Origin of the sequence: Streptomyces sp. AHU1, from assembly GCF_045343905.1 — a bacterium.
Lineage (GTDB): Bacteria > Actinomycetota > Actinomycetes > Streptomycetales > Streptomycetaceae > Streptomyces > Streptomyces triticiradicis.
In genome coordinates this window covers 8589032-8604122 of record NZ_CP174283.1, presented here as the reverse complement: position 1 = coordinate 8604122, position 15091 = coordinate 8589032, and the positions used below count along the sequence as shown (strand labels likewise).

Genomic DNA, 15091 nt, shown 5'->3' with positions numbered 1-15091 from the left:
AGCACGTCCGGAAAGGAGCCCGCCATGACCACCGGGTTCGTCCCCGTCGCCGCCGCCCGGTTCCGCTGCTGGATCCCGCCGGGGGTCTACCGCCCGCAGACGGACACGGGACTGCTCGGGCGGGCGTTGCGCCGGGAGCCGATCACCGACGGCACCGAGGTCCTGGACCTCGGCACCGGCAGCGGTGCGCTCGCGGTGGAGGCGGGCCGCCTGGGCGCACGGGTGACGGCGGTGGACATCTCCTGGCTCGCGCTGGCCGCCACGTGGTGCAACGGGCTGCTGAACGGGCAACGGGTGAAGGTGCGCCACGGCGATCTGACGGCGGCCGTACCGGGCCGTCGGTTCGACCTCGTGGTCACCAACCCTCCGTACGTGCCCGCCCCCGGCGACGGTCCGCCCCGGGGCCGCGTTCGCGCGTGGGACGCCGGTACGGACGGCCGCCTCCTGATCGACCGGATCTGCGCGGCCGCCCCGTCGGTGCTGCGCCCGGCGGGGCGGCTGCTGATGGTGCATTCGCACCTGAGCGGCGTCGAGGAGACGCTGGCCCGGCTGCACGTGGGCGGTCTGCGCGCGGAGGTCGTCGAACGGACCCGGCTGCCCTTCGGCCCCGTACTGCGCTCCCGGCTCGGCTGGCTGCGCGAGCGCGGACTGCTGGAAGGCCGCACGAACGAGGAACTGGTGGTGATCCGTGCCGAACACGCCTGAACGCCCCCGTCGCGTCCGCGTCCAGCGCGAGGGCCCGATCCTCGTGGAAGGACCGGTCGAAATCGTCGGCGAGGACGGCGAGTCGACCGTCTCGCGGCGGTTCGTGGTGGCCGTCTGCACCTGCCGCCGTACCCGCACCCCGCCCTGGTGCGACACCAGCCACCGCCGCCGTACGAAACCGGACGCGGCGTCATGACCGGCGTACGCCTGCCGGAACCGCGCGGCCCGCTCTCGGCCGCGCTCCTCGTCGCGCTCCGCGGAGCGGACACGACCTTCCCGCCCGTTCCCGCCGACGCCTACGGCGACGATCCCCAACTCGCCCTGTACGTCCTCTACGAACTCCATTACCGCGGCTTCGACGGCGTGGCGGACGACCGCGAATGGGATCCCCGCCTCCTCGCCCTACGAGCCTCGCTGGAGGACCGCTTCCTCCACTCCCTGCGCGCGGACGCGCCGGCCGGGCCGTCCGACACCGCGGAACGGGCGCTCGACGAGCTCCAGCTCGAACCCGTCGGGGAGGCCGACGGCAGCCTGTCCCACTTCCTCCACGACCACGGCACCCTCGAACACGTCCGGGAGTACGCGGCGTTGCGCTCGCTCTACCACCTCAAGGAGGCCGATCCGCACGCCTGGGTGATCCCCCGGCTGCGCGGGCGGGCCAAGGCGGCCATGGTCGCGGTGGAGTTCGACGAGTTCGGCGCGGGCCGCGCGGACGAGATCCACGCGCGGCTCTTCGCCGACCTGATGGACGACCTGGACCTGGACGTCTCCTACGGCCACTACCTGGACGCCGCCCCGGCCGAAGCGCTGGCCACCGTCAACCTCATGTCCCTCTTCGGACTGCACCGCTCCCTGCGCGGGGCGCTCGTGGGCCACTTCGCGACCGTCGAGGTGACCTCCTCCCCCGCCTCCCGCCGCCTGGCCCGGGCACTGGACCGGCTGGACGCCGGTCCGGCGGCCGTCCGGTTCTACACCGAGCACGTCGAGGCGGACGCGGTGCACGAACAGGTCGTGCGGCACGAGGTCGTCGCCGGACTGCTGGCGGACGAGCCGTGGCTGGAGACGGACGTGGTGTTCGGCGTCCGCGCCACCGGCCACCTGGAGGACCGGCTGGCCACGCGTCTGCTGACGGCCTGGCGCGACGGCCGCTCCGCCCTGCGCGCGAACCACGTCACCCGCCCGCCCCGGGGACACCTCGGAAGGTGACGTCCTCCGCCCCGACGATCCTGGCACCCATGTTGCACTCCATCATCTCCAGCGCGGCGGCCTCCAGATGCGGGTGGATGGACGCGACCGCGTCCCTGGGCACCGTGATCTCGAAGTGACGGATGTGCGCGTCCAGGGCGGAGTACAGGACGCACTGCTCGGTGACCTGGCCGGTCAGCACGAGCGTTTCGGCGCCGAGCTGCCGCAGCAGGTACGACAGGGGCGTGTCGTAGAAGATCGAGTGCCTGGTCTTCACCACGAAGAGGGAGTCGTCGGCCGGCCGGATCGGTTCCACCAGATCGGCGTGCGGCCGGGAGAGGGCGGTTTCCACGAGTTCCCCGTGGTGGGAGCGCCAGAGCCCGAAGTTGTCGTTCGCGTAGATCACCGGCACCTCGGCGTCCCGGGCCCGGCCGATCAGCCGCGCCAGCACCGGTACGACCCGCTCGGCGGCGGGCGTCAGCAGCTCGGCGTCCTCGTACTCGTACGTGTTGACCATGTCGATGACGATCAGCGCACTGCCGCCCGTCTGTCCGGATCCGGACACGATGTTCACCACCTCGTGCGATCAGCTCCGCAGCCGCGGCAGGACCTTGGTGCGGTAGAAGTCGAAGAAGCCCTGCTGCTCCTTGCCGATCTGGCTGACGTACACACCGTCGAACCCGGCGTCGACGAACGCGGCCAGCGCCTCGACGTGGGCGTCCGGGTCGTCGCCGCACGGCACCGACCGGGCCGTCTGTTCCTCCGTGACCAGTTGTGACGCCTGCTCGAAGTGGCGTGGCGCGGGCAGCACCTGCGCGAGTTCGCCCGGCAGCTGCTGGTTGGCCCACAGCCGGTGCGCGGTGCGGACCGCCTCCCGCTCGTCGGCCCCCCAGCAGACCTTGAGCCCGCCGAGCACCGGAGCGGTACCGCCACCGCCGCGCCGGAACCGCTCCACCAGGGACTCGTCCGGCATCATCGTGATCAGCCCGTCGCCGATGCGCGCGGCGACCTCGGCGGCCTGCGGCCCGAACGCCGAGACGTCGATCGGCACCGGTTCGTCGGGCAGCGTGTACAGGCGGGCGTTCTCCACGGTGTAGTGCCTGCCGTGGTGGCTGGTCTGCTCGCCGGTGAACAGCTGCCGGATGATCTGGAGCGCCTCCTCCAGCATCTCCAGCCGGACCGGCGCCTCGGGCCACACCGTGCCGAGGATGTGCTCGTTGAGGGCCTCTCCCGTGCCCACCCCCAGCCGGAAGCGTCCGCCGAGCTGCACCGCGGCGGTCGCGGCCGCCTGGGCGATCACGGCCGGGTGCGTACGCACGAGCGGGCACGTCACCGCCGTCTCGACGGGCAGCGAGACCGCTTGGGACAGGGCGCCGATGACGGACCACACGAACGGGCTCTGGCCCTGCTCGTCGTTCCACGGATGGTAGTGATCCGATATCCACAGGGACTGGAATCCGGCCTGCTCGGCCATGCGCGCCTGTTCGATCAGTTCCGCCGGAGTGTGCTCCTCGCACGACAGGAAATATCCGAGGTCGGTCATCGTCCCTCCCACGGGATCGGTTTTCCGATGGGACCGTGGCCGAGTACCCATCGGCGGCCCTGATGCGCACGGGGCCGCCGGAAAGGGAGTGGCTTCCCGTGACTACGGGGAGGGTCGTGGGGTGTCCCGGCCGGTGGGACGCGGAGCGGGACCGGCGGCCCGTTCCTGCTCCCGTGCCCAGACGGTCGCCCATTCGTCGAGCGGGCGGAGCGCGTGGCCGAGGGCCGTTCCCGTCCGGGTGAGCCCGTAGCCGTCGGACGACCGGGCGACGATCCCGCTCGATGTGAGTTCGCGCAGGCGCTGGTAGAGGACGCTGGACGACAGGCCTTCGCACCGCGCGAGCAGCGCGCGGGCGCCGAGCGGGCCGACACGCAGCTCCCAGAGGATGCGCAGGGCCCAGCGACGGCCGAACAGGTCCATGGCGGCCATGAGCGGACGGCCGGTCGTCGAGCCGCGGACCGGTGTTCCCGGGCGAGGTGTCGACATGACCCTCCTTGCGTTTCGCTATTCGAAACACTAGCATCCGGTCTCGCACTTCTCATTTCCGAACAAGCCGGACGCCGGAGCAAGCCGGACGGGGAGAGCCGATGCCGCGGACAGTCCCGCCGGAACCACCGCGCTCCGATCGCGCCGACACACCGTCCGCCCGTGAGCACGAGGCACCCCGCTCCGCCGGCCTTCCCTCACCCCGTCCGATGCCCCGCCGCTCCTCCCGGTCGCCGGTGGGCCGGGACGACCTGCCCGTCACGATCGTGCACGCGTGCCTGCGCGAGGGCCGTGGCGGCAGTCCGACGGCGGTCGTGGACGAGGCGTCAGCGGCCGGCCGCCCGCTGACCGACGACGAGCGTCGCCGCGTACCCGCCCTGGCCGGCACCTCCCACGCGGTCTTCCTCCCGGACGATCGCGGCCCCGGCGGGAGCGGGGACGAACGGCCCGCGGTCCCGGCACGCTTCTTCACCACGGAGGGGGAACTGCCCGCGTGCGGCCACGGCACCGTGGCGGCCCTGGCCTTCCTCGCCACGCGTGCGGAGCACGGGGAGTACCGGGCCGGCCTGCGGGTGTCCGGGCGCGTCGTCGAGGGACGTGCGGCTCCCGGGGCCCCGGCCTCCTTCGACGTCACCTTCGGAGCGGGCCCGGTGCGCCTGCGTGAGCCCACGCGGGAAGAGCTCGCGCTGCTCCTCCCCCTTCTGGGGCTCCCCGCGACGGCGGGCCCGGGAGCCTGCGTCGCCACGCTGGGACGTCCACGGCTGCTCGTCCCCGTCGGCACCCGGTCCGCTCTCGCCTCCCTGTCCCCTGCTCCCGGTCCGCTCGCCGCCGCCTGCGACCGTCTGGGCCTGCTGGGCTGTTTCGCCCACTCCCCCGGACCGGCCACGGCTCGGGTCGCGGCCCGCATGTTCGCCCCCTCGATCGGCGTGCCCGAGGACATCGTCAACGTGAACAGCTCCGCCTGCCTGGCCGCCCACCTGCTCGCCCGCCACGGCACGCCCCGGATCGACGTCGACATGGGCGACACCCTGGGCTGCCCCTCCACCCTCACGGCCGGTGCGCATCGGGGTTCGGCGGGTACGCCGGTCGACGTCACCGGCGTCGCGAGGCTCGGGCGGGTGCTGCGCCTGCCGAGGTAGCCGCCCTGCCACCCTGTCCGGCGGGACGGGCCATCAGCTCGCCGACAGGGCTTCGAGGTGCGTGTCGGGGCAGGACATCCGTCCTCGGTCCGCCTCCGCCCACTCGGCCCCGGCCGTCCCCGCGCCCGCGGGTGCCCCCGGCCGTCGGATCATCCGCCCTCGACCCCGGTGGAGGTGTGCGCCGCGCCCACGGGCTTGGACTCGGGGGACCCGCGTTGGCGCAGGTAGACCGAGAGGATGACCATCGAGGCGACGGCCAGGAGTTCGGACTGCCAGTTCTGCAGGGTCCGGTTCCAGAAGTCGGCCGAGCCCAGGTACTGCGCCCAGGAGACGGGGGCCTGGAGCCGGCGCAGATGCTGCTCGTTGTAGGCGGCCACGCCGGCGATGGACTGGGCCAGCCACGACCACAGGAAGATCACGCCCATGACGATGCCCAGGGACCGCGAGTACACCCTCTGGCGCCATCCCGTCTCGGCCGCCCAGCGGGGTGAGGAGGGACCGGCGTGCTCGCCCACCTTCTGGTCCCGGTCGCTCTCCACACCGGCCTTGTCCAGTTCCTTGGACTCGGGCGAGCCGCGCTGGAGCAGCCAGACGGTGCCGAAGATGTAGAGGAAGAACTGCAGGTACTCCGACTGCCAGTTCTCGGTGACGTCCACGGCGAAGTCGGAGGTCGTCAGGTACGGGAGAAGGCCGATCGGCTGCAGCCCGTCGGTGACCAGCTGGTCGTTGAAGTCGGCGTGCCCGGACACGGCCTGGCCGGCGAGGGTGAGGAGAAAACCCGTGCCGAAGGCCAGGGTGAGGCCGTTGTGCTTCACGAACCGCGCCAGGCGGCTCATCGGTGCATCAGCCCGACGGCGGTGAAGTAGGCCAGTCCGGCGCCGACCGTGAGCAGCAGCAGCGTGAACAGGGTGCGCACCTTTCCGGTCAACCCCCTTTGATCCGGCACTGGTAGGGCTGGCGCGGGCGTGGCTCACAGCCCGCCGCGGTGATCTTCCAGCCGGACGAGAAGGCCGAGAGGAACAGGATGTCGGCGGTGAGGACCACTCGCGCCTGCCGCCCGTAGACCTGGACATCCCGCACCGCCCCCACAGGGGACAGCTGCTCGTCCAGGAGGGCCTCGGCACAGGGTGCCTTCGCGGACTGCTGCAGCTCCTGGCGTGTCTCGGGGGCCAGCGCCGCGCAGGCGCGTGCGCCGTCGGCGTGTCGAACGCTCTCCTCGAACCGCACGGCCGCGCGGGACGCGGCCGCTTCCCGCTCGCCGAGCGTGCTGCAGGCACACAGACAGACGGCGCAGACGGCCACCGTCAGACCCGTGCTCCACCAGCGTGACAAGGAAGCCTCCACGTGCGACACCAGGGCTGTCGGTCATGCTGACGGGTCGACGGCTCCGTGCGGAGCAGCCACGCCGTGGCACACGGCGACACGGAACCATCGGATCAGGGCTCGCTCGGCCGGCACCGTGGCCCCGTGCCCGACGGATGTCTCCGGGCTGCCGGCCGCTCACCGCCCGGTCGACGGTGAGCGGTCGGTCCATGAGGCATACGACCCCGTCCACCGCTTCGCCCCGAAACGCAGGAGCCGGCCACACCGCCTGGGCACGGGGCCGGTGGTACCGGTCTTTCACGGAGGGGGTGCCAGTGGAGTCAGCGTCGCGGGCCGCGCGGCGTCGGCGGCGGACGAGCCGCGCAGCAGTTCGGCCAGGTCGTGGGCCCGGGCCCGCTCGGTGGTGGGAGCCGCCGCCGTGATGCGGTCCAGCCGGAACCCCCGGCCCGCCCGGCGCGTGCGGCACCAGGCGATGAGGTACCAGCGGCCGTCGGCGGTGAGCAGTCCCGCCGGTTCCACCAGCCGGTCGCTCTCACATCCTGCCGCGTCGACGTAGGACAGCCGGAGGACCGTGTCGGTGGCGAGGGCGTGGTCCACCGCGGCACGGACGCCGGAGACGGCCCTCGGGGGCAGGGAGACGATCCGCGCGGCGAGCTTCCGTGCCGCCTCCGACGCGGGGCCGGTCATCGTGGCCGCGATCTTCTGGGCCGCCGTGCGGGCCGCACCGGCGTACGGGGTGGAGGCGTCCGCCGCGGCGAGCGCGGCCGCCAGCGCCGAGGCCTCCTCGACGGTGAAGCGCAGGGGAGGCAGGGTCGCCCGGGAGTCGATCGTCCAGCCTCCGCCCCGGCCGGGCGTGGTGCGCACCGGGACGCCGGTCTCCATCAGCGCCTGGAGGTCGCGCTGCACCGTACGCGCGCTCACCTCGAACCGCGCGGCGAGCGAGGCGACCGTCCGCTGCCGCGGCGCAGCGGCGCGCAACTCCTCCACCAGCGCGTAGAGCCGGGCGGTGCGATTCATTCCGGCGACACTACCGTCCTGCGGTCGACAGGAAGTCCCACCCTCGCCGCTGTTCCCGCTCGGTGACGGTCAGCGGGAACAGCGTGAAGCCGTGCATGGCTCCGGCGACCACGCCGAGTCGTACGGGCGCGCCCGCCGTCCGCCATCTCCGGGCCAGGAACAGCGAGTCGTCCAGCAGGGGGTCCTCACCGCCCACGACGATCCGGGCCTGCGGCAGGCCGGTCAGGTCGGCGAACAGGGGTGAGACCTCGGGGTCTCGGCGCTGTTCCGCCTCCATGCCCGGGGTGAACAGCTCGTAGGTCTGCCGCAGCGTCTCGGTGTTGCTCAGCAGCCGCCTGGTACCGAAGGACCGCTGGCTCGGCGTCATCGACAGGTCGTAGGGCCCGAAGAGCAGCTGGGCGGCCCGGAACGCGCCGACGACGCCGTGCCGGTCGCGAAGGCGCAGCAGGGTCACCAGGCCGAGATGGGCACCGGCCGACTCGCCGCCGATCAGCAGCCGTTCGGTGCCGAACTCGGCCGCGGCGTGCCTCACCAGCCACCGGGCGGCCGTCTCGCAGTCGTCGGGCCCGGCGGGGAACGGGTGCTCCGGCGCGAGCCGGTAGTCCACGCTCACCACGGCCAGCCGTGTCCGCTCGGCGAGCGACCACAGCCTCTCGTCCTGCCCGTCCGCGGACCCGAAGGCCCAGCCGCCCCCGTGGAGGTGCAGGTACACGCCGTCGACGCGGTCCGGCACGAAGACCCGTACCCTCACTCCGCCTCCGACGACGTGGTCCTGGCCGTGCGGCAGTCGTACCGGTGGCGTGTCGCCGCCGAGCCGGTTGCGCCGCAGGGCGGCCAGCAGGGCCGCGTCCGGTTTCCCTTCGCGCGCCGGCCGGCCCGCGGCGGCGGCCTCGAAGCACCTGTTGAACTCCAGGGTCTCGGCGAGGCAGTCCTCGTCTGTGATCGTCATGCCGGCAACGCTCTCAGCCGTCGGCGACAACCTCCTGTCACCCTTTCCGGGAGAGCCGCGTCACACTCCCGCTTCTCCTGCCGGCCCGGCCGCTCGCTCCGCGGCTTCGCCGTCGTCCCGGCGGGCGCGCAGACACCGCACCATCTCCTCCGCGTAGGGCAGGGCGACGCACAGACCGACGCCGGCGGCGATCGCGGTGAGGTAACCGGCCGACAGCGGGCGTTCCTTGGGCACGAGCTTCCAGTCGTCCGCCCGTCCACCGCTCCCGAAGACCTTCCTGACCTGGTCCCAATGCAGGCACGTGGTGAAGGCGGCGGCGGTGATCGGCAGCACCTCCAGGAAGCTGTGGATGTGCTGCTCGACGGGCCGCACCTCGCGCTTGTCGGTGGCCAGCGACACGTCCCACAGCGCGGTGGCCCCGTGCGCCACGGCCGCGCCTCCCATCAGCGACAGGACCAGCGGATTGATCTTGGCGGTGAGTCCCGCGACGACCGGGATGCCGGCCTCGGTCATCATCAGGGCGTGCACCGCGGACTCCCGCACCCCGCTGGTGTGCTCGATGTCCGAGCGGCGGTGCATCACCCAGTCCGCCACGGCGGGAACGAACCACAGGGGCAGGACCCCGTACAGCAGGAACCTGCGGCTGGCGTTCTCCACGTCGTCGGCCCCGAGGGGAACGCGCAGCACGGGCCGGGAACGCCAGCGCCGCCAGCGGGTGGGCGTCGAAGCACGGTGCGTGATCATGGATTCCTTCCCGGTCGGAACAAGGGGGCGTGGAGGCGGGTACCCGGGAAGATCGGAGCCGAACGGCCGTCAGGGGCGCGGGCCGTGCGGGGCACGGCCACCGGGCCACCGCGACGACCTGGTCATCGATGGGGATGACCCTGCTCGGGGTCCTCGTCAGGAGTGCTCCAGCCCTCTCCCCGGCGCGGGGGGTCCTCCATCTCCCGGCGCGCCTGCTGTATCTGCGGCGATTCGGGATCGGGGGCTGATTTCCGGCGCTTGGCGGAGTTCCGGTGGCCCATGAGGAATGCCGCGAGCAGGACGGCGACGACGAAGACACCCACCACCGGCCACAGGATCCCGGTGGACGAGGACGCCAATACGGTGTGCATTTCGGTGACCATGGGCGCCAAGTACCCAGAGCGGGACGACCTACCCGGTCTCGGGGTCAAGGTGGGCGGTGTGGCAGTAGGCGGCCGTCTCCGCCCCGGGTATCGGCGGCAGGGTGTCGAGGAGCACGCGGGACGGCAGGAAGATCCGAGTCTGCGCCGCGCGAGCGCGGGTACTCGGCCGCCATGGACGGTACATACTGGAACATCGCCCTCTCGAACGCCGCCCTCGGCACGATCGGCGCCCTGCTGGGCGGGCTGATCCTCGCGGGAGCCCTCGTGTGGGCGGTACCGCTGGGGATCCGCACGCGCCGTCGCGAGCCGGGCCCGCCCAAGGCCCACGAGCACCCCACCCTTCCGGAATCAGGTCCGGTGCACGAGTCCTCGGAGATCAGGGAACCGAACGAGGTGCCCCGGGCCGCGGACGAGAGCGAGCGCCTCACCCCGCACCAGCTCGGCGGCCCCGGCAGCAGGCGCAGCGACCGGCAGGAGCGTCCGCGCTGGGAATCCGGTGGCGGTGGTTCGTTCGGCAGCGGCGGTTCCGGCAGGACCTGAATCCCCGGCCGCAGGACGGTCCCCCGGTCGGGGGCGAGTGCGCCGACGCGCATGACGGCGCCCCTCCTCGAGGGGCGCCTTATTCATGTGCGCGTGTCCGCATGGACGAGCCGCGAAAGGGCACCCACCGTTCCCGAACACTCGCGTGCCCCCAAGGAGCAACCATGCACACGGCAGACCATGTTGCTCTTCCCTCCCTCCCGCTCCTTCCGCAGGGCGTGGGAGCCCGTCGGCCGCGGGTCGCCTCGGTGCCGGCCGGGCACGTCTACGTCCGGCACTGCAGTCCCGTGGGCCGGGCGAACGGGATCGTCAGGCTGAGGGATCCCCGGCCCGACGGAGCCCCCAGCACCTCCCAACGCTGGTGGCCGCCCGTGATGCTCGACCCCGACTGGGTCGGGGAACATCACGACCAGTTCAACCTCTTCCACCTGCACTTCGGATTCGACGCGCAGGGCCCCGCGGCACTGAGCGGCCTCGTCGCCGCACTCCGCCGGTACGGCAAGCCTCTGATCTACACCGTGCACGACACCTGCGCAACCCCCGTCAGACCGATCCGGCGTCGCACCTGGCCGCACTGGACGTGCTGATCCCGGCGGCAGACCGTCTGATCACCCTCACGTCCGGAGCCGCGGCCGAGATCGCGGCCCGCTGGAACCGGACGGCGACGGTGCTGCCGCACCCCCACGTGGTCGAACCGCCGCGGCTGGGCCGGCCCAAGGCCCCCCGGGACGGATTCCGGGTGGGCGTGCACGCCAAGAGCCCGCGCCCCAACATGGCGCTCCTGCCCGTGGTACGCGTCCTGGCCGAGACACTGGCCGAACTGCCCGCGGAAACCGAGCTGCTGGTGAACGTCCACCGCGAGGTGGGCGACCCGTCGTCCCACGCCTACGCCCCGGCGTCCTGAGGGAGCTGGAAGCACTCTTCCGTCGCGGTCTGCTGACCCTGCGCGTCCACGACCACTTCGACGACGAGCAGTTGTGGGACTACTTGAGCGGGCTCGACGTGTCCGTGCTGCCGTACTCCTTCGGCACGCACTCCGGCTGGCTCGAAGCCTGCTACGACCTCGGCACCACTGTGATCACTCCCAGCTGCGGCTTCTACGCCCAGCAGCGCCCCTGCCTGTCGTACCGCCATACGCAGGAGGACGGCCTGGACGAGGAGTCGTTGCGGGAGGCCGTCCTCAGGGCGCACCGGACCCGGCTGGTCTGGCAGGCCACGGCGGCCGACCGCGCCACCGAACGCGACCACGTCGCCGCATCGCACCGTCACCTGTACACCGAACTGACGGGCTGAGGATGGCTGCCTTGCGCGCGGCCCCGACCGTCGGCGACCGTCCTGCCTTGCCTCCGACCGGTGTTCCGGGGAACCGCTTCGCCGTGCCGTCGGCCGGGCCCGTGCGGCGGTACCGCGGTGATGCGGCACATCCCACGACGCTTCCGGGGAACCCGTCCGGTGGACGACCGGCGGTTCCGCGTCGTCCACCGGAAGGGAGTCGGATGATGGACGAACGACAGCCCCGCGGCCAGGTGCGGCGCATGGGCGTGTGCAAGGCGTGCGGGAGCAGGCCTGCGATCTCGTCCGAGGACGGGACGATGCTGTGCGAGCGCTGCGCCGCTCTGCTCGAACTGCCGGACAGGGCGGGCCTGGTGGAGGACGAGGGGGCCGGGGTCCGGCGGGATTTCGAGAACCGCGGTGGCCGGCCGGGGGCTTGAGGGCGCCCTCGTGAGCGGGGCACGGACGGCGGGCGAGGACGCCCCGACGGGCAGGACGTCGAAGGCACCTGCCCGCGGACGGACGCCCGGCCCGCCCCGGAGGGCAACCGACCGCGACGCCGGGGCCGGCCGAGTCGGCCGGCCCCGGCGTCGGCCCTGACGGGGCAGTGGCTTCGGGCGGCGCACGGGGCGCGGCCCGGACATGCGCACGGCACGGACGGAGGCCGTGCGGGCCGGGTCAGTCCTCGGCGACCACCCGCACGGTCTCCAGCCGCCGGTCGGCGGCGTCCGGCAGGAACATCCCGGCCGCGACGCCCGAGGTCAGGTACCGCAGTACGGGCTCGGTCAGCCGTTCGCCGGGCAGGACCGCGGGAATGCCGGGCGGGTACGGAGTGATCATTTCCGCGGCGACCCGGCCCGAGGCCTCGGCGACCGGCACCTCCTCGTGCCGGGCGAAGTAGGCGTCGCGGGGCAACCGTGCCTGTTCCAGGCGCAGTTCGGCCGGCTCCGGAACGACGACCCGCGGTGCGTCGCGCAGGGTTCCCGCGTGGTCGGCCAGATCGCGCAGGGCGGCCAGGAGACGGCCCGCGGTCTCCTCGTCGTCGGCGTGCGTCAACTGGGCGCTGATACGCCGGTGATCGAAGAGGTGCGTGTCGAGGTGGTGGTGCTCACACAACCAGTCCGCCGCGCGGTAGCCGGTGGTGCCCAGTTCACCTATGTCCATCACGACCGGCAGGGGATCGAAGCCAGCGGCGAGGCGGGGGCCGCAGAAGTCGGCCGCGTCGTTGACGTGGAAGCCGTCGATCGTCTCGATGGCCGTCCGGGTGCGATGAGCCAACTCCATTGCCCGGTCGAGGAGTCCGCGGCCGTCCTGGACCATCTGCCGACGCCAGGCGTCGATGCCGGCGTAGAGCAGGACGTTGGGGCTGGTCGTGCCGAGGAGGTCCGCCCTGGACGCGAGTTCCGCCGGGTCGACGAGCTCGCCCCGCAGGTGGAACACGGAGCCCTGCTCAAGACCGCTGCCCATCTTGTGGATGCTGGTCACGCAGATGTCCGCGCCCGCGTCCATCGCCCACGAGGGCAGATCGTCCTGGAAGGGCAGGTGCGCGCCCCACGCCTCGTCCACGACGAGCGGTTTGCCGTGGCGGTGGCAGACGTCGGCGATGCCGGTGAGATCGGCCGCCGCCCCGTACGGCGTCGGGCTGGTGACCAGGGCGCCGTCGGCGTCGGGGTGTTCCGTGAACGCCTTGTCGTAGGCGGCCGCCGACGGCGGATGGGCGATGTGCAGCGAGGCGTCCCACCGGGGTTCCACCCACACCGGCTCCACGCCGGAGAGAATGAGTCCGGCGATCACCGACTTGTGCGCGTCGCGGCCCACCAGGAACCGGCTGCCGGGACCGGTCACCACCAGCATGGCGGCCTTCACCGACAGGGAGCTGCCGCAGGTGGAGAAGAAGGTGTGGTCGGCGTGGACCGCGTCGGCCATGAGGCGTTCGGCCCGCTCCAGTACGCCGCCGCGCGCCAGCCGGTCGTCCAGACCGCCGTTGGCGAGGACGTCGCCGAAGAAGGCGGCGTCCCCCAGCACCGCTCGGGCCCGTGGATCCGCGCCCCGCGCCTGTTTGTGCCCCGGAGGCGTGAATCCCAGTTCGTCGGCGTCGTGGTAGCGGGCGAGCGCCTCGAGGACGGGCGCCTCGTCGTGGTTCAGATCCATGGGATGGCAGTTCCCGGGATGGCGGACTCGATGTCATCGATTCGGGCCGGGCGGGTGCGGGGAAGGCCACCCCGCGGTGCCGGCCGCTCCGGGCGGAGACCGTCCGCCACCGGAGCCTCGCCGCAGTGCGACGGGAGAGCCGCGGGCGGAGCGGGTACTCGGACGGGACGGACGACTCGCCACGGCCCCGCCCGACAGGTGCGGGAGCGACGGAAGGGAGGCCTCCGATGACCCAGCGCGATGGTGGGATGCTGCGAACGTTGACGGGACTGCTGGTCACCAGCCATGTGTTGGCCTTCGAGGAACTGCCGTCACGGGTGTCCGAACACTCCGCGACAGCCGGATTCGACGACGTACGGATCTACCTCGGCGACCTGCAGCGCGACGTCCTGCGCCTGCTCACCGGCAGGGGACCGGACAGCGCGCGGAACACCGTCGAGGTCCCGGCGGAGATCCCGGTCGAGGGCACCGTCGCCGGCCGCGCCTACCAGTACGGGCACGTCGTGGCCGCCGTCGGCAACCGGGACGGTCCGCACACGTGGTGGGTGCCGCTCCTGAACGGCACGGAGCGCCTCGGCGTCCTGCGCATGACCAGCGCCCGGGACGACGACGGCGTCCACCAGGACATGCTGACGCTGGCGTCGCTGGTGGCCATGCTGGTCGTCGGCGGCCGGGGCACCAGCGACTCCTACGCCCGCCTGACCCGTGTCAAGACGATGAACGTCGCGGCCGAGATGCAGTGGACGCTGATGCCGCCACGCACCTACGCCGACGACCGGGTCATCATCAGCGCGGTCCTGGAACCGGCTTACGAGGTCGGCGGCGACGCCTACGACTACGCCGTCGCCGGCGACACCGTCCACTTCTCGGTCTTCGACGCCATGGGACACGACACCTCCGCCGGGCTCACCGCCAACCTCGCCGTGGCAGCCTGCCGCAACCACCGCCGACAGGGCACTCCTCTGGATCAACTCGGCGACCGGATCGAGCGGGTTCTGCTGGAACAGTTCGGCATCAGCCGTTACGTGACCGGCGTCCTCGCCGATCTGGACACCACCACCGGCGTCCTGACCTGGGTCAACCGCGGCCACCATCCGCCCATCGTGATCCGCGGCGGCCGCTGGTCCACCCTCCTGAAGTGCCCGCCGGCCCACCCCATGGGCACCGATCTGCATCTGCCCACCACCCTCTGCCGTGAACAGCTCGAACCCGGCGACCGCCTCGTCCTCTACACCGACGGCATCACCGAAGCCCGCGTCGGAGGCCAGGAGTTCGGTCTCACCCACTTCATCGACTTCCTCGTCCGCCACCACAGCGACGGCCTGCCCGTTCCCGAGACCCTCCGCCGCCTCATCCGCGCCCTGCTCCAGCACCACGACCAGCAACTGCAGGACGACGCCACCATCCTGGTGTGCGAATGGCTCGGCCCGCAGGCCCAGACGGCCGCGGCCGTCGCGCCACGGGCGGGCGTACCCCTGCCCCCACCGTCACGCGGCCTCCACCACGGACCTGAGAGGGCGAACGGTCGCTCGGCGGGGACGGATCCGCCGGAGGAGGTCCACGGCCGCATCAGATGAATCGTGGTGAATGTGTGTCGGATGCGACCTATTGGCCACTCGGTGGGGGACGAACGGTCACGGAAGATTTTTCGGGC

The 15091-nt window shown here is 72.4% G+C and carries 20 protein-coding genes; 10 read left to right on the top strand and 10 right to left on the bottom strand.

The features are described from left to right. Positions 1-24 precede the first annotated feature (24 nt). From ACICHK_RS38025 to ACICHK_RS38015, 3 genes are read left to right on the top strand one after another with little or no spacing between them, the layout of a single operon-like run. Positions 25-705, top strand: a complete 681-nt coding sequence (locus ACICHK_RS38025) for a HemK2/MTQ2 family protein methyltransferase (protein ID WP_406840523.1) — start codon at positions 25-27, stop codon at positions 703-705. Next, complete coding sequence (locus ACICHK_RS38020) at positions 689-901, top strand: CDGSH iron-sulfur domain-containing protein (RefSeq protein WP_103548778.1); 213 nt, start codon at positions 689-691, stop codon at positions 899-901. The genes ACICHK_RS38025 and ACICHK_RS38020 overlap by 17 nt, the downstream gene beginning before the upstream one ends. After that, positions 898-1911, top strand: a complete 1014-nt coding sequence (locus ACICHK_RS38015) for an iron-containing redox enzyme family protein (protein ID WP_406840522.1) — start codon at positions 898-900, stop codon at positions 1909-1911. The genes ACICHK_RS38020 and ACICHK_RS38015 overlap by 4 nt, the downstream gene beginning before the upstream one ends. On the opposite strand, the gene ACICHK_RS38010 is transcribed toward ACICHK_RS38015, so the two are convergent. The 3 genes from ACICHK_RS38010 to ACICHK_RS38000 form a co-directional block, all read right to left on the bottom strand. Further along, complete coding sequence (locus ACICHK_RS38010) at positions 1877-2455, bottom strand: cysteine hydrolase family protein (RefSeq protein WP_406840521.1); 579 nt, start codon at positions 2453-2455, stop codon at positions 1877-1879. The two genes, ACICHK_RS38015 and ACICHK_RS38010, sit on opposite strands and share 35 nt — an antisense overlap. A gap of 21 nt (positions 2456-2476) precedes the next feature. Beyond that, the gene (locus ACICHK_RS38005) at positions 2477-3433 is read right to left on the bottom strand and encodes a TIGR03557 family F420-dependent LLM class oxidoreductase (protein WP_406840520.1); all 957 of its coding nucleotides are present in this window, start codon (positions 3431-3433) and stop codon (positions 2477-2479) included. Positions 3434-3535: 102 nt separating this feature from the next. After that, positions 3536-3862, bottom strand: a complete 327-nt coding sequence (locus ACICHK_RS38000; protein ID WP_406841437.1) for a winged helix-turn-helix transcriptional regulator — start codon at positions 3860-3862, stop codon at positions 3536-3538. A 266-nt stretch (positions 3863-4128) separates the two neighbouring features. On the opposite strand from ACICHK_RS38000, the gene ACICHK_RS37995 reads away from it, so the two are divergent. Beyond that, positions 4129-5058, top strand: coding sequence for a PhzF family phenazine biosynthesis protein (locus ACICHK_RS37995; RefSeq protein WP_406840519.1), 930 nt, complete (start codon positions 4129-4131; stop codon positions 5056-5058). Between the two features lie 149 nt (positions 5059-5207). On the opposite strand, the gene ACICHK_RS37990 is transcribed toward ACICHK_RS37995, so the two are convergent. From ACICHK_RS37990 to ACICHK_RS37965, 6 genes are all read right to left on the bottom strand, one after another. Continuing rightward, complete coding sequence (locus ACICHK_RS37990; RefSeq protein ID WP_406840518.1) at positions 5208-5894, bottom strand: DUF6766 family protein; 687 nt, start codon at positions 5892-5894, stop codon at positions 5208-5210. An 88-nt stretch (positions 5895-5982) separates the two neighbouring features. Next, positions 5983-6390: a hypothetical protein gene (locus tag ACICHK_RS37985; RefSeq protein WP_406840517.1), complete on the bottom strand. Its 408-nt coding sequence runs from the start codon at positions 6388-6390 to the stop codon at positions 5983-5985. 288 nt (positions 6391-6678) lie between these two features. Continuing rightward, entirely contained in the window at positions 6679-7398 is a 720-nt protein-coding gene (locus ACICHK_RS37980) for a helix-turn-helix transcriptional regulator (protein ID WP_406840516.1), read from the bottom strand. 10 nt (positions 7399-7408) lie between these two features. Further along, positions 7409-8347, bottom strand: coding sequence for an alpha/beta hydrolase (locus tag ACICHK_RS37975; protein WP_406840515.1), 939 nt, complete (start codon positions 8345-8347; stop codon positions 7409-7411). Between the two features lie 60 nt (positions 8348-8407). Further along, the gene (locus tag ACICHK_RS37970; protein WP_406840514.1) at positions 8408-9091 is read right to left on the bottom strand and encodes a diguanylate cyclase; all 684 of its coding nucleotides are present in this window, start codon (positions 9089-9091) and stop codon (positions 8408-8410) included. Between the two features lie 122 nt (positions 9092-9213). Continuing rightward, a complete protein-coding gene (locus tag ACICHK_RS37965; RefSeq protein ID WP_406840513.1) occupies positions 9214-9462 on the bottom strand; it encodes a DUF6479 family protein in 249 nt (82 codons plus the stop codon). A gap of 183 nt (positions 9463-9645) precedes the next feature. Here ACICHK_RS37965 and ACICHK_RS37960 point away from each other — a divergent pair, with 183 nt between their 5' ends. From ACICHK_RS37960 to ACICHK_RS37940, 5 genes are all read left to right on the top strand, one after another. After that, positions 9646-10014 carry a DUF6479 family protein gene (locus ACICHK_RS37960; protein ID WP_406840512.1) on the top strand — a complete coding sequence of 123 codons (369 nt, stop codon included), beginning with the start codon at positions 9646-9648 and terminating at the stop codon, positions 10012-10014. A 164-nt stretch (positions 10015-10178) separates the two neighbouring features. Then, positions 10179-10601, top strand: coding sequence for a hypothetical protein (locus ACICHK_RS37955; protein WP_406840511.1), 423 nt, complete (start codon positions 10179-10181; stop codon positions 10599-10601). Continuing rightward, complete coding sequence (locus ACICHK_RS37950) at positions 10595-10918, top strand: hypothetical protein (protein ID WP_406840510.1); 324 nt, start codon at positions 10595-10597, stop codon at positions 10916-10918. Before ACICHK_RS37955 ends, ACICHK_RS37950 begins: the two co-directional genes overlap by 7 nt. 71 nt (positions 10919-10989) lie before the next feature. Further along, positions 10990-11307 carry a hypothetical protein gene (locus ACICHK_RS37945; RefSeq protein WP_406840509.1) on the top strand — a complete coding sequence of 106 codons (318 nt, stop codon included), beginning with the start codon at positions 10990-10992 and terminating at the stop codon, positions 11305-11307. A 206-nt stretch (positions 11308-11513) separates the two neighbouring features. Next, on the top strand, positions 11514-11726 hold the full coding sequence (locus ACICHK_RS37940) for a hypothetical protein (RefSeq protein ID WP_406840508.1): 213 nt from the start codon (positions 11514-11516) through the stop codon (positions 11724-11726). A 238-nt stretch (positions 11727-11964) separates the two neighbouring features. Here the strand turns inward: ACICHK_RS37940 and ACICHK_RS37935 are convergent, their stop codons facing one another. Further along, the gene (locus ACICHK_RS37935; protein WP_406840507.1) at positions 11965-13437 is read right to left on the bottom strand and encodes an aminotransferase class I/II-fold pyridoxal phosphate-dependent enzyme; all 1473 of its coding nucleotides are present in this window, start codon (positions 13435-13437) and stop codon (positions 11965-11967) included. Between the two features lie 227 nt (positions 13438-13664). Here ACICHK_RS37935 and ACICHK_RS37930 point away from each other — a divergent pair, with 227 nt between their 5' ends. After that, the gene (locus tag ACICHK_RS37930) at positions 13665-15014 is read left to right on the top strand and encodes a PP2C family protein-serine/threonine phosphatase (protein WP_406840506.1); all 1350 of its coding nucleotides are present in this window, start codon (positions 13665-13667) and stop codon (positions 15012-15014) included. The last annotated feature ends 77 nt before the right edge of the window (positions 15015-15091 follow it).